This window comes from Nocardiopsis sp. EMB25, assembly GCF_026797795.1.
Lineage (GTDB): Bacteria > Actinomycetota > Actinomycetes > Streptosporangiales > Streptosporangiaceae > Nocardiopsis > Nocardiopsis lucentensis.
In genome coordinates this window covers 2,386,064-2,399,437 of the sequence record NZ_JAMTDN010000001.1, presented here as the reverse complement: position 1 = coordinate 2,399,437, position 13,374 = coordinate 2,386,064, and the positions used below count along the sequence as shown (strand labels likewise).

The following is a 13,374-nucleotide window of genomic DNA, read 5'->3' as shown; positions in this document are numbered from 1 at the left end:
CCTGCTCCGTACCGATTGTGGTGAAGGTTTGGGAGTGTGCCGGGATCGCCTCCCGGCACACCCGTCGTGCGGGCGGTCTCGTTGGTCGCCGCCCATGCCCGCGTGCCTACCCTGTCGTCCTCTCGTAGGGGGAGGGGAAGGGGAAGCGGGCCTGGAGGAAGTCGCCCACCATCCGGTTCACGGATTCCTGGGCCTCGGGGGGCGTGTCGAAGTCGTTGAGGCAGAAGAAGTCGACCTCCTCGGAGGCCTCCAACCGGTCCAGGCGCTCCCTGGCGTCGGGGGCGCCGATGTCGACGTAGCGCATCCGGAACTCGCCTGGCACCGCCCGGCCGGTCAGCAGCGCGTAGTGGTGGTGCATCGTCGCGGCGAACCCCACGTCCGACAGGGAGCGGAACCGTGAGCGGGTGGTGCGCGCCACCTCCTCGGGATACCGCTCCTCCAGGTCCAGCATCACCCGGCGGATCTGCGGGTGCGGGGTGTGCTTGAACTTGTGGGTGATCTGGCGTCCGAACTGCTCGGCGAACAGGGCGCGCACGTTCTTGCCCGCCGAGTTCGGTGCGACCTCCCCCTGAACCGGTTGGCCCACGCCGAACTGGAAGGGGGAGAAGGGCAGTTGGGCGATGCCGTTGGCGTGGAAGAAGTCCTCCGCCCGCACGGGGCGGGCCAGGAACACGTCGTCGTTGAAGTACAGGTAGTGCTCTGAGAGCCCCTCGATGTGGTGCAGCCGGGTGCCGATGGCGTGGGAGTTGAAGGTGGGCAGCGCGTCGTGGTCGGCGAAGATGTCGCGGTGGTCCACCACGGTGATACCGGGCGCGTCGGTGTCCAGCCATGCGGGGACCTGGTTGTCGGTGACCAGGTAGACGTGGCGCACGAACGGCGCGTACATCCGCAGTGAGCGCAGCGAGTAGCGCAGCTCGTCGTGGCTGGTGAACCGGGAGGCGTTGGCGGCCAGAGTGGCCGTACCGCCCTTCCGGTGGCGGGCGCGCTTGGCGGCGTGTTCGGGGTCCTCGCCGTCGACCCAGGTGTAGACCACGTCCACGGGGAAGTCGACCTGGTCCACCAGGGTCCAGGTGAAGGGCTCGAAGGTGGGGTGCTGGCGTCCGGCCACGGTCAGCGTGGCGGGTTTTTGCTCGGCGCGGGGCAGGACGTCGGCGACCCTGTTGCGGCGCGGGGCCACCAGGGAGTCGGCCAGGACGTCGTGGGGTGTCTGGGAGCGCAGTTTGGCCAGGATCTCGTGGGCGTTGTCGCGTTGGAGGAGGGTGGCGCCGTCGCGCCAGAACTCCACGTCGCACCCGTACTCGAACCCGGCCAGGACGCGTCCGGCGGGGGACAGGAGGGGTTCGGCGAAGCGGATGGTCAGGGAGGATTTGATCTGCTCGTCGAGGGCCCCGTCGACGTAGGCGCAGGCGGCCGCGGCGCTGCCCTGGGGGCCGGGCTTGACGGCATAGAGGGCGCTGGAGGCGTGCAGCTCGCGCATGGTCTCCAGGACGCGTTTGCGCTCTGAGCGGTGGACGCCGACCACGTGCCGCAGCGGGGAGCGGCCGCGGACGAGGAAGTGGTCGATTCCGGCCTTCTCCAGGGCGTCGGTGACCAGGCGCAGGTTGTGCGCGGAGGCGTCGGCGGCGGTGAAGTCGTCCACGACCCGCCCCAGGAGCTCGGTGCCGTCGGCGGTGAAGGTGCGCACCGTCGGATCGCCGTCGAGCAGGTTCTGGCGGCGCTGGGCGATCTTGGCCAGTCGCTTCCGCTCGGCGGCCTGGCGGCGTTCCTCGGCGGCTTGTTCGGCTGCCTGGCGGCGCTCCTCCTCCAGGCGTGCCTTGGCAGCGGGAGGCAGGAGTCGTTCACCGGCTCGCTTCACACGTGCTGCCAGGGCCATGGGGAGAGATCCTTCGGTTGAGGTGGGGTGGCTGTGGGGTGGGTGGTGAGCCACGTCGGAGGAGCTGGGTGTCAGGTGTTCATGAAAAGGACGAATGGGTCTCTTGTGGAGTTTACTCCTATATGAGATCGAGACTCGCGCGGTATCCACACCCTCTGGCCTCGGCCGGAGTGTCCAGGGGCCGATGCGGTGCGGGGCTCACCTCACGCGGTTCCCGGCGCTTCGGTTGTGCGCTGATGGAGATGAGTCAGGTGTCGGATCGGCGGTGGGATCCGCTTCCGCGGGTGGAGAACGTGAATGTTGCGGGAACTGGACCGGTCGTGGCGCGCGATCGACTCGATGGACATGTGTGCCGCCAGGAGGGAGGCCTGGCGGACTCTGATCTGGCCTGTGCGCAGAGGCGGTGATGGTCACGGGGCGTCACAACGCAGGTGCTCGAAGTATCTTTTGGTTCCATGTCCGGAGCGGAAAGCCTTCCGAGGGCCCCTATGGCCGAATCTGGCCATCCTGTTCCTTGTGTGACGAGAGTCCAGGAGAGGAGTACGTCCTGGCGGGGGCCTACAAGTACCCGGAGGAGTTCCGGCGCAACGCGGTCGAACCGGTGCGCTCCAGCCATCGGCCGATCTCGCACATCGCCGCCGAACTGGGCGTGAACCACGAGACGCTGCGCCGCTGGGTTCGAGCGGCGGAGAGGTCCGGGGCGCCCGGAGCCGCTGCGGAGGCGGCGTCGGTTCGAAAACGCCCCGCATCGCCGCGGGATTCATCCGTTCCGTGGGGTTGGACCCTGACCCGTTTCCGGCAACCGTCTGATCAAAGATCAGTGGCGGGTCAGCGCGATGAGGCCGGCGTCACAAGCCGAAAACCCCTGGAGATGCGTTTTTCTGGAATCACCTGCACCGGCCAGGCCGCAACCCATATCGCCTAGAGCCATGTACGTGAAGACCGCCAAGCGGGAGAACGGGCCCGGCGCCGTTCGCTACCTGAACCCGGCCCACAAGGAGGGGGACCCGGCCAAAGAATGGGCGGTGACCGAAGCGCCGTTCATCTTCGGGCCGCGCCGACCGGTTCGACCGTGATGCCGTCAAACGCCTGGTCGCTTCCTTGTCGAAGCTGCTGGATCCGGACCGGGACCTGGCCGCGACCGCCGCCCTGCTTGGGTGGTGCTCCCTGCCCTGAGCAGTGGCCGATGTCGTACTATTCCTGTCCGAAATCGGGGTTCCTGAGGGCTTCGAGTAACTGGCGAGAACGCTCCAGGTCTTCCTGGGGCACGGCAGGACGTTTCTCCGTGAGAGCTGTCCTCATGTCGAGGGCCTCGGTGATCGCCTTCAGCGCTTCTTCGATTCGCCCCATGTTGGCCAATTGGGCGGCTCGGCTGTGCAGGGAAGAGACGAGGCCGGGGAGGTGGGCGTCTGTGCGTTGCTCGGCCAGGGTGCGGCGGATGCGGACGGCTTCGGTGATCGCGTCCAGCGCTTCTTCGGCACGCCTCGCGCCGGCCAGGTGGAAGGCTTGGTTGTGCAGGGACATGGCGAGGTCGGGAAGGTGGGTGTCGGGGTCCTGTTCGGCCAGAGCCCGGTAGTGCTTGGCGGCTTCGGTGATCGCGTCCAGGGCTTCCTCGGTCCGGCCCGAGTTCGCCAGGCGGTTGGATCGGTTGTTCAGGGATGATGCGAGGTTGGGTAGGTAGGTGTCGGGGTCCTGTTCGGCCAGAGCCCGGTCGAGCTTGGCGGCTTCGGTGATCGCGTCCAGGGCTTCCTCGGTCCGGCCCGAGTTCGCCAGGCGGTTGGATCGGTTGTTCAGGGATGATGCGAGGTTGGGCAGGTAGGTGTCGGGGTCCTGTTCGGCCAGGGTGCGGCGGATGCGGACGGCTTCGGTGATGGTCTCCAGTGCTTCTTGGGCTCGTCCCAGGTCGGCTAGGCAGAGGGATTGGTTGTTCAGGGCTGATGCGAGGCTGGACAGGTAGGCATCGGAGTCTCGCTCGGCTCGTTCGCGATAGCCCTCGACCATGCGGGCGGTCAGCCGCGCGGCCCACACCGCCAGCCGCTGACTGAACCGGGGAAGAGCATCGGAAAGCTTGTCGAGGACCTCCAGAGAGGTGCCGGGGGCGTCTGTCGCGTCCTCCAACGCTCGAATGAGCGGGTCGGGGCTCTCGGTCTGGGTGGCCACCTCGACGACCGCCGAGCCCAGCAGGTCTATGCGGCGTACGCACAACCGGGTCAGATGTTCTCCCACTCCGGTCAGGGCTGGGTGCGCGGCCGCGCGGGCGTACAGGACCATCAACCGTTCGGCATCCGCGGCGGTGATGCCGTCCAGATGGCGGTCGAGGAGAAAGGGGTTGCCTTGGAGCCGTAGGCCGAGGAAGTACTCCAGGATCCGGTCGGGCTGCAAGCACCCCCATACACCGCTCCCGGCCCCGTCCGTGGGGTAGAGGGTGCTGATCCACTCACGGATCTGGCGTTTGCGGGCGGTGGTCTGCCCCTCCAACACCGCCGCGTCCCTCAGGAGGCGGTCGGCTTCCTCGATGCTGGTGGGGGTGAGGAGGAAGACCAGGGCCAGCACGTCCCGCAGCGGTTGCGCGAGGTCGGCGTCGTCCAGGCCGTAGGCGGTGGCGGTCTGGTCCCAGTACCGGTACTCGTGGGCCAGCACCCGCCCCTCCACCGCACCGTCGGTGGTGATGAGGTGCGCGGGTTGGGTGGCGTCCAGTAGGTCGGCCAGGGCGCGCATGTGCACACTCAGTACGGTCTCCCACTCCGCGCCGGACAGGTCCGGATCGGCCAGGCCGGCCACGACCTGGGCCCAGTCGGCCGGCTGCGGTGTGCGGGCCGAGGGCAGGGCGGCGACGAGGTGGCCAAGGGCGGTGCGGTACTCCTGGGCGCGCTCGAGGTCGCGGGGCACCAGTGGTGGCAGGGGGAGTTGTTGGCCGATATCGGCCAGGAGGTAGCTGGTCGCGGTGTTGACCTGCTCCCACCACTCGCCCAGGGCGCGTACCAACAACAGCAGCCGGACGGGGGCATGGCCTGGGGGCCGGTCGCACAGTTGGAGCAGGCGGATCAGTTGTGTGGTGCGAGTCTCGGCGTAGTCCACCACCACCAGCAACGGGGCCGTGGTGTCCTGGACAGGGTCGAGTGCGTCGGGGGCGGCACTGCCGGTGAGCCACAGGGTGGCCCATCGGCGTCCTTGGGCGTCGGGGCGGGACAGGCGTGCGGTGAGTTCGTGGGCCAGGCGGGTCTTGCCCTGCCCGCCGGGTCCGTGCACCACCATCGCCGCGAGGGGTTCTTCGCTGTCGCACCAGTCCAGCAGGGTCCCCATGGTTTCGTCGCGGCCGTGGAAGTCCACCACCTGACGGTGGGCCTCCAACAGCGAAGCGGGGGAGAGTCGGCGGTGTGTGCCCGGATTGTGGGCCAGGTGGGCGAGCTCGACCGGTTCCAACACCAGGGGCACGCCGTGCTCGGCCAGCACCGCCCGGAACGCGGGGTCGTGGTGCAGGACGTAGGCGGGAACGATCTCCAGGGCGGCGTGGTCACGGTGTTCGAGGTCGGCGGCCACCACCCCCACCAGGAGTTGGCCCTCGGCGCAGCGCATGGCGGCCCCGGACAGACCCGCCCACAGTGAACGTCGCTGCCCGGCCTGTTCCTGCTGTCGGATTTCGTGGGGGTACCAGCGGGGCGGGTGGGCGCTCAGGTCCATCACGTGCCGGTGGTTGACGAAGTGGTTGCCCGGGGCCACCGTGCCCACCGTTTGCGCGGTCTCCGCGGCCCGCCCGGGCCGTTGGACCAGGTCGGGAAACCCCCACACCTCGCCCGGGGTGTGGGGGGTGGTGGTGACCAGCCGCCCCCAGCGGGTGTTCACCGCGCGCTCGACCCAGCCAGGGTCGGTGACCTTGACCAGCGCCGCGTCGTCGTGCCCGTGAGGGGTGCCGCGCCAGACCACTTCTCCGCTGTAAGGCTGGTGGTCGGTGGCGGTGTGCACCCGAACCTGCCCACCGGGCGCGGGAACGGTGTGGGCGCTGGTCAGCACCAGGCGTGGGGCGATCACGTACCCTGACCCGCTGCCGTCGGGGGTGGTGATACGGGTGATGCGTTGGGCGGTGTCCAACACGCTCTCCGGTCACGGGGACGAGGGGTCGGGAGTGGGTGCGTCAGCGGGTGTAGGCGGGAGGCGGTGTGGTGCCGGTGTCGTTCTGGGTACTGGTGATGGACACATCCCCGTCTCGGGTGTCCTTGGGGCGGGGGGTGAGGGTGAAGGACACCCGGTGGGTGCGGGCCCGGCTCGCCCCGGTTTCGATCTCGCCGGAGGCGATCCACGCGGAGAGTTTGCCCTTGGCCTTGCCGTCGACGCGGAACTGGACCTCGAAGTCCATCTGGATGGGCCCGACCGTGAAGGTGAGGTCGGGGCTTTGGGCTTCGGCCTCCTCGACCGCATCGGTCAGCTCCTCGCGCAATGTGCGCACGGCGTCGGTCAGGCGGAGTTCCACGCTGGTCTCCTCGAAGGGCAGAGGGTGAAGAGGGCGATCCTACGATCGCAGAACCCGCGCCGCGGCGTGGACGGGGGGAGGCGGCCTGGCCGGATCCGGCCAGGCCGCCTCCCGAGACCGGTGTCGAGCACCGGAGGTGGACGGGGTCTCGGACCGATCGAGGCGGTGATGCGTGCCGGGATTGCTTCGCGGCACGCACCCTCTCCGACCACTGATGCCCGGGGCCAGACTCGTCCGGAGCACGCCGATGTCCGTCGGGTTCGCGTGGAAGATCCCGTGCCTGGCGGCGGTCCCCGCCGATCAGTCGTCCGCCCGGCGATGAGCCACGCGCCGCCGTCGGGCGCCGTGTCCAGCAGCCGGGCGTGGACGGTGGCCCGGCGTCGGACGGGCTGACCAACGCGCTCGCCAACGCCGCCACCAGCGAGCCGCGTCGGCTCGCCGCGCGCTGGGCCCAGAGGCTCGGGCTCTCCGAGGGAGGCGACATGACCAGCGATGATCCTCTGACAGTCCCTGGAGGCCCTCGCCCAACTCGCAGTCATCGCTGACGGCAGTGGCGGTGGTTTCCGTCTTCACCGCCGGCACTGCTGACGAACGCCGAGGCGCCGCCGCGGTCCGTCTTCCCAACTGCGAGAACGTCCTGGATGACGTTTCACCCGATCGGGGCGGGATCCACGTCTCTCGTCAGCCTTCTTGCGGGGCGGCGTTGACGCAGTACACGTGCGCGTTCACGTCCGGCTCGTGTTCGAGCAGGTGGTCGATGGTGCCCCAGAACAGGGGCAGCCACGGGTGGGGGAGGGCCCTCTCACGGTCGAGCCGGTCACCGTAGAAGGGATCTCCCTCGTGGAACCCGGCCGCCTGGATGAGCGAACACGCGGGAGCGGGGGAGCCCTCCACCGGGCCGATCCGGCAGCCGAAGGTCGTCCGGTTGGGGCTGGGCTCCAAGGGGCTGTCGGGGTTCCAGTCGTCGTCCATGACGATGTCGACGTAGGCCTCGTGTACGTCGCCGTGGTTGTACAGGTGGGCGTAGTAGATCGCGAACGCGCCGTGTTCGCTGTTGACGAAGCCGCAGATCCGTAGGTGTTCGGAGCCGCAGTGGCCGCACGTGAAGGGGGTGACCTGGCGGTCAGGGTCGATTCTCGGTCGCATCCCCGGACTGTCCCACCCCGTACCGACATTCATCCCTGTCCGTAGCGAAGGAGCCGCCTTCGTCGACACCGTCTTCGCTTCCGGAGTCCGGATTCCTCGGACGAGTCGTGGAAGAGCCCACCCCGATCCAGCTCTGTCCTCCTGTCACGGTGTCCAGGGCCGCGCGGCCAACGAGAGCCCGGTGGGCGCCCACAGCGCTCCCCTCGCCGGTCAGAGCGCTGCCCCACGGGACCGGGCCTACGTGGTCGGCGGTCACCGGGCCGTGTTCGAGCGGCTCATCATCGCTCCCAGGGCCATGGTGTTCCACCGGCGGCTCACCAGGCGCGTGAGCAGGGAGGCGATCCGGTTGGACCGGCCGGCGATCACGCTGGGCGGGGGGTTCCTCCGGTCGAGTGTGGCCAGAGCCGTCCTGACGACGTCCTTCGCCGTCATCCTCCGCATCCCGCCGTCGGCCCCCTCACCGGCGACCTCGAAGAACTCGGTCTGGGTGGCCCCGGGGGACAGGGCGAGCACGCGCAGACCGGTGTCGCGTGACTCGTACCACAGCGCCTCGGTGAAGTTCAGGACGAACGCCTTGGCCGCGCCGTAGACGGCCAGTGCGGGAGCCGCCTGGTAGGCCGCCATGCTCGCGACGTTGACCAGGAACCCGTCACCGCGCTCGCGCAGGCCTGCGATGAAGGCGCGGCTGATGTCGACGACACTCGTGACGTCCACGGCGATCTCGGTGGCCAGGCGTTCCCGGTCCTCCTCGTGGAAGGGTCCGTAGGTGGCGAACCCCGCGTTGTTGACGACGCTCGTGACCTCGACTCCTCGATCGGCCAGTTCCCGTTCGAGGGCCTCTCCCGCCCGGGGCGTCGCCAGGTCCATGGAGACCGTGGTGGCGTCGGTCCCGTGCTTCTCGGCGAGTTCTCCCGCGAGCTTCTCGAGCCGGTCGCGGCGGCGCGCGACGAGCACCACGCCGGCGCCGCGGGCGGCGACCTGGCGGGCGAACTCCGCGCCCAGACCCGAACTCGCTCCCGTGATGAGGACCGTCTGCCTGCGGTAGTCGATCGCGTTCATGTGCGCCTCTCTCCTTCGATTGATTGTCACCATATGACCGTCTGACACTGAGTGTCAATCAGGCATTCGGGGGCACATGGTTACGATCGAAGCGTGAAACCAGGAGAGACGAACACCGAGCGTCTGTGGACGCGTTCCCGTCGCGCGGCGTACGCGGAGATCACCGACATCGCGATGGGCCTGTTCCTGAGCAAGGGCTTCGACGCCACGACGATCGACGACATCGCGAGCGCCTCCGGCATCTCCCGGCGGTCGTTCTTCCGGTATTTCGGTACCAAGGAGGACATCGTGCTCGGCGACCTCACACAGGAGGGCGAGGAGGCCAGGCGCGCGCTGGAGGAACGCCCTGATTCCGAGCCCCCGTGGGCCGCCTTGCGCAACGTGCTGCTGAGCGTCACCGGCGAGTCCCGTGACCGCGAACGCATGCTCAAGGTCACGAGGATGATGTACGAGACCCCCTCGCTCAGGTCTCGGTGTATCGAGAAACACCTTCAGTGGCAGACCCAGATGACGCCCGAGGTCCGACGTCGGCTCGCCCGGGGGCACACCGACGGGCCGTGGCTGGACGTACGCGCCCAGTCCCTGGTCGCGTGTGCCATCGCCTGCCTGGACGTCGCCGGTGAGGCGTGGGCCCGCGCGGACGGGCGCGTGGCCCTGGGTGAGCTTCTGGAGTCGGCGTTCGACGCGGTCGGTGACACGTGTGAGCCGTGAGGCTCCCCGCCGACGGCGGGGAGCCTCACCCGACCTACCCGGGCTCCAGTCGGTGGGACGCCGAGACCGGGGGTGAGCCCGCCGCGCTAGGCGCGGCGGGGCGACCGATCGGATCGCAGGCGGCCCTTGCGGACCGGACCCGACCGTCCAGGGAGGGCGGGCCCGGTCCGTCGTCCGTCCGCCCGGAGGCGGGGCGCGGCACACTGGCGGCGGTCTCCGGGCTGACGGGGAGAGGCCAGGGTGCCGGTCAGGCCAACCGGGTGGCCCGAAGCCCGTCGAGCGGATACTCCCGTGGGAGCGTGGCCGTGTCACCGGGGACGGTGATCTGCACGGTGATGGGGCGCGATGACCCGGCGGTCAGGAGCTGGTCGGCCTGGGAGCTCAGGTACGCCTTGCCGCCCTCGTAGATGACGTCGACTCCCGAGGCCTGGACCTTGGCGCCCTGCAGCGTCGGCAGGTCGAACGAGATCCGGAACGTGCGCACATCCGCGTTCTTGCCCGTGTCGCCGTTCCTGTCGGCCGCGGTGAGGGTCAGCTCGAAGCTGTACACCCTGCCCCGCGGGTCGTAGTTCTCCCACGAGGTGTTGAACTTCTTCGTCACGGTGATCTCGTCATAGCTGGGCTTGACGGGCATCTGCGTGATGAGCCCAGCTCCGTTCATGACCTCCAGGCCGTCCACGGGGATCTTCCCGTTGCCGATGCGCTCGGCCTGGTCGGGGATGTGATCGGTGGTCATGTCCAGGTGGTTGACGTTTCCGGCGGAGTCCACGGCGTAGAAGTTGCCGACGGTGTCGAAGAACATGGCCGAGTAGGAGCGCCGGGACCCGGCGGACGCGCTCGCCTCGGCGGGCTTGAAGACGGCCTGCTTGAGTACGGTCTTCATGGGGTCCCTGCCCGGGTCCACGTGGAGCAGGTCGCCGTTGTCGCCCTCCACCGAGATCAGCCGGTGGTCTTTCGGGTGGCGCGCGAAGTCATCCCATCGGCCTCCGCCCGGTCGGGGCCCGGGGGTCGCCGTCTTGGTCGTCACGTCGATCGAGTGACTGGGGCCGTTGGGGGAGCCTGCGATGAACAGGGTCTTGCCGTCGGCGCTCATGTCTCCGTCGTACCAGGTCACGTCGCTGGGCAGATCCTTGACGCGGTGGCTGTCGAGTGTGCCCGCCTCGACGTCGATGGTGATGAGGTCGCCGCCGCTGACGGCGAAGAGCAGGGGCTCTTTGCCGTCTCCTCGGTACTGGGCTCCCATGGCGGTGTATCCGGGCTCGTACGGGGGCACGTTCTCGGCCAGGCGGGTGTCGCCATCGATCGGATCGAATCGGTAGATCCTGGTGTTGTTCCTGCCTACCGCGAGGTACACCTTACGATGCGTCACTCAGAGTCTCCTGTTGGAGTCGGGTGTCGATGCTTGTTCGGGTCCTGCCGGTGCGCAGCGGCCCATCCGGGGAAGAGCGCGCCGCCTCCGGGGGATCCTCACGCTCCGATGGTTTCAGGACTGCTCGCTGTTACCGGATAGTACGGTTTTGTGTGACTTTTGATACACGGAGCGTTTCTCGGTGTGCTTCGCGGAGCTGGAGCACGAGCACGGCCCGGGTGGTCCCTCCGGCCCGGCGGAGCCGACGTCCCTCTCCCGCCGCGCCACCGCCGCGGGGATCTCCTTGCTCCGACGACGGTGCGGCGGGACCGGGGGTGTCAGGCGAACGGCAGGCCGGTGTAGTTCTCCGCCAGGTCGGCCGCGGCGAAGGGCGAGGTGGCCACCCGGTCGAGTTGGGACAGTTGGAGACGGGTGTCGAACCCCGGCTGCCCGGGGTCGGTGTGCAGGGTCGTGGTCATCAGGTACGAGAAGTGCTCCGCCCGCCACACCCGCCGCAGACAGGTCGCGGAGTAGGCCTCCAGTTGCTCCGTCGACCCGGTCGTGCGCAGATGCGCGAACGCCCGGGCCAGGACGGCCACGTCGGAGACGGCCAGGTTGAGCCCCTTGGCGCCCGTGGGCGGCACGATGTGCGCGGCGTCCCCGGCCAGGAACAGGCGGCCGTGCCGCATCGGCTCGGTCACCGAACTGCGCATCGGCAGCACCGACTTGGCGGTGATCGGCCCCCGGTTCAGGTGCCACGTCCCGTCGGCGCCCAGGCGCGCGTCCAGTTCGTCCCAGATCCGCTCGTCCGGCCAGTCCGCCGGGTCCTCGCCGTTGGCCACCTGGAGGTAGAGGCGGCTCACCGACGGGGAGCGCATGCTCGCCAACGCGAAGCCCCGGTCCGAGTGGGCGTAGACCAGCTCGTCGTAGGCGGGCGGGGCCTCGGCCGTCACCCCCAGCCACGAGTACGGGTAGACGCGCTCGAAGGTGCGGCTCGCGCCCTGCGGGGCGGCCTGGCGGGCCACCCCGTGGTAGCCGTCGCAGCCCACCACGTAGTCGCAGGTGAGGGTGTGCTCCCGACCCTGGTGGGTGTAGCGGACGGTGCAGCGGTCGGCGTCGATCCCCTCCACCGCGTGGACGGGGGCCTCGAACAGCAGGGGCTCTCCGTCGGCCAGGCGCAGGGCGACCAGGTCCTTGACCATCTCCGTCTGGGCGTACACCCAGACCCGGCGGCCCCCCGTCAGGGACGGGAAGTCGACGCGGTGGCTGCGGCCGTCGAAGCGCAGTTCGATCCCGTCGTGCGGGATGCCCTCGCGGTCCAGCCGGTCGGCGGCACCCGCCTCGCGCAGCGTCTCCACCGTCCCCTGCTCCATGATTCCGGCGCGCTGGCGCTGTTCCACGTAGTCGCGGTCGCGGCTCTCCAGCACGACGCAGTCGAGGCCCGAGCGGTGCAGCAGCCGCGCCAGGAGGAGCCCGGCGGGGCCCGCCCCGATGACGGCGACGGTGGTCTGGCGTGGGTGGGACACGGTCACTCCTCGTTGAGGTCGGCCAGCACGCGCTGGGCGGTGGCGAAGGCGGAGTTGGCGGCGGGCACCCCGCAGTAGATCGCGGACTGCAGGATCACCTCGCCGATCTCGTCGGGGGACAGGCCGTTGGTGAGGGCGGCGCGCACGTGCATGGCCAGCTCGTCGTGGTGCCCGCGCGCGACCAGGGCGGTCAGCGTCACACAGCTGCGGGTGCGCCGGTCCAGACCGGGGCGGGTCCAGATCTCACCCCAGGCGTAGCGGGTGATGAGGTCCTGGAAGTCGGCGGTGAACGCGGTGGTGCGCGCCACCGCGCGGTCGACGTGCGCGTCGCCGAGGACGGCCCGCCGCACGGCCGTCCCGGCCGCGTGCCGCCCGCCGTCGGTGCCGGGGGACAGGTGCCCGAGCAGGGCGGCGGTGACGGCCTCGGGCCGTTCGACCCCCGCCAGGTGGCCCGCGCCGCCGATCTCGGTCAGGTTCGCGCCGGGGATCCCGTCGGCCAGCACGCGCCCGTGTGCGGGCGGGGTGGCGCGGTCCCCGCGACCGGAGACGACGAGGGTCGGTGCTCCGACGTCGCCGAGGCGGTCCCGCAGGTCGTGGGCGGCCAGGGCGTCGCAGCAGGCGGCGTAGCCCGCGGGGTCCGTGCGTTCCAGGTCGGCCAGGAGTCCTTTGCCCGCGAGGGTGTCGGCGGTGCCGGGGTCGGCGAACCAGCGTCGCGGGGCCGTGCCGAGCAGGGCGGCGGTCCCCTCCCGCCGCACCAGGTCGGCGCGCTCGCGCCACGCCGCGGGGTCGCCGAACCGTGCGGACGAGCAGACCAGGACCAGGGAGGCCACCCGCTCGGGGTGGTGCGCGGCCAGGTGGGCGCCGACGGCCCCGCCCAGGGAGACCCCGGCGTAGTGGAAGGTCGCCCAACCCCGGGCGTCGGCCAGGTCGAGGACGAGGCGGGCCAGGTCGGCGACGGTGGCCCCGGATTCCGATAGGACGGAGGCGGGCGAGCGGCCGTGGCCGGGCAGGTCGTAGCGCAGGACCCGGTGGTCGCGGGCCAGGGCGGGCAGTTGGGGGTCCCACACGGACAGGGAGGTGCCCAGGGAGGGGCCGAGGATCAGCGGCGGCGCGCCCTCGGGGCCGTCGAGGCGGTGGTGGAGCGGGTCGGTCACGGGTTCTCCGTCAGATGTTCGGGGACGTCCGCCGGGCCTGGGGAGCTCACCGGGAGCCTCGTCGGCGAGGACGTCGGCGGGTCGGGTGT

Annotated in this window: 10 protein-coding genes and 1 pseudogene; 3 read left to right on the top strand and 8 right to left on the bottom strand. The window is 70.0% G+C overall.

Annotated features, from left to right (window positions below; all coding sequences use genetic code 11):
• Positions 1–106: 106 nt before the first annotated feature.
• Positions 107–1,873: a stealth conserved region 3 domain-containing protein gene (locus KIK06_RS10305; protein ID WP_268642991.1), complete on the bottom strand. Its 1,767-nt coding sequence runs from the start codon at positions 1,871–1,873 to the stop codon at positions 107–109.
• A 406-nt stretch (positions 1,874–2,279) separates the two neighbouring features.
• Between KIK06_RS10305 and KIK06_RS29360 the strand changes: the two genes are divergently transcribed.
• Positions 2,280–2,798, top strand: coding sequence for a transposase (locus tag KIK06_RS29360; protein ID WP_442789821.1), 519 nt, complete (start codon positions 2,280–2,282; stop codon positions 2,796–2,798).
• A 4-nt stretch (positions 2,799–2,802) separates the two neighbouring features.
• A pseudogene (locus tag KIK06_RS10300) lies at positions 2,803–3,022 on the top strand (IS1634 family transposase); the annotation flags it as partial.
• Positions 3,023–3,067: 45 nt separating this feature from the next.
• Here the strand turns inward: KIK06_RS10300 and KIK06_RS10295 are convergent.
• From KIK06_RS10295 to KIK06_RS10280, 4 genes are all read right to left on the bottom strand, one after another.
• A complete protein-coding gene (locus KIK06_RS10295) occupies positions 3,068–5,965 on the bottom strand; it encodes a hypothetical protein (protein ID WP_268642989.1) in 2,898 nt (965 codons plus the stop codon).
• Between the two features lie 40 nt (positions 5,966–6,005).
• Positions 6,006–6,341, bottom strand: a complete 336-nt coding sequence (locus KIK06_RS10290; protein WP_017602281.1) for a trypco2 family protein — start codon at positions 6,339–6,341, stop codon at positions 6,006–6,008.
• A 681-nt stretch (positions 6,342–7,022) separates the two neighbouring features.
• Positions 7,023–7,487 carry a hypothetical protein gene (locus KIK06_RS10285; protein WP_017602282.1) on the bottom strand — a complete coding sequence of 155 codons (465 nt, stop codon included), beginning with the start codon at positions 7,485–7,487 and terminating at the stop codon, positions 7,023–7,025.
• A gap of 252 nt (positions 7,488–7,739) precedes the next feature.
• Entirely contained in the window at positions 7,740–8,546 is an 807-nt protein-coding gene (locus tag KIK06_RS10280) for an SDR family NAD(P)-dependent oxidoreductase (RefSeq protein ID WP_268642988.1), read from the bottom strand.
• 93 nt (positions 8,547–8,639) lie between these two features.
• Between KIK06_RS10280 and KIK06_RS10275 the strand changes: the two genes are divergently transcribed.
• On the top strand, positions 8,640–9,257 hold the full coding sequence (locus KIK06_RS10275) for a TetR family transcriptional regulator (RefSeq protein WP_017602284.1): 618 nt from the start codon (positions 8,640–8,642) through the stop codon (positions 9,255–9,257).
• Between the two features lie 247 nt (positions 9,258–9,504).
• On the opposite strand, the gene KIK06_RS10270 is transcribed toward KIK06_RS10275, so the two are convergent.
• The 3 genes from KIK06_RS10270 to pcaDC form a co-directional block, all read right to left on the bottom strand.
• Positions 9,505–10,626 carry a hypothetical protein gene (locus tag KIK06_RS10270; protein ID WP_268642987.1) on the bottom strand — a complete coding sequence of 374 codons (1,122 nt, stop codon included), beginning with the start codon at positions 10,624–10,626 and terminating at the stop codon, positions 9,505–9,507.
• A 317-nt stretch (positions 10,627–10,943) separates the two neighbouring features.
• The gene (locus tag KIK06_RS10265; RefSeq protein ID WP_268642986.1) at positions 10,944–12,137 is read right to left on the bottom strand and encodes a 4-hydroxybenzoate 3-monooxygenase; all 1,194 of its coding nucleotides are present in this window, start codon (positions 12,135–12,137) and stop codon (positions 10,944–10,946) included.
• A complete protein-coding gene (gene pcaDC / locus KIK06_RS10260) occupies positions 12,134–13,285 on the bottom strand; it encodes a bifunctional 3-oxoadipate enol-lactonase/4-carboxymuconolactone decarboxylase PcaDC (protein ID WP_017599808.1) in 1,152 nt (383 codons plus the stop codon). The genes KIK06_RS10265 and pcaDC overlap by 4 nt, the downstream gene beginning before the upstream one ends.
• Positions 13,286–13,374 lie beyond the last annotated feature (89 nt).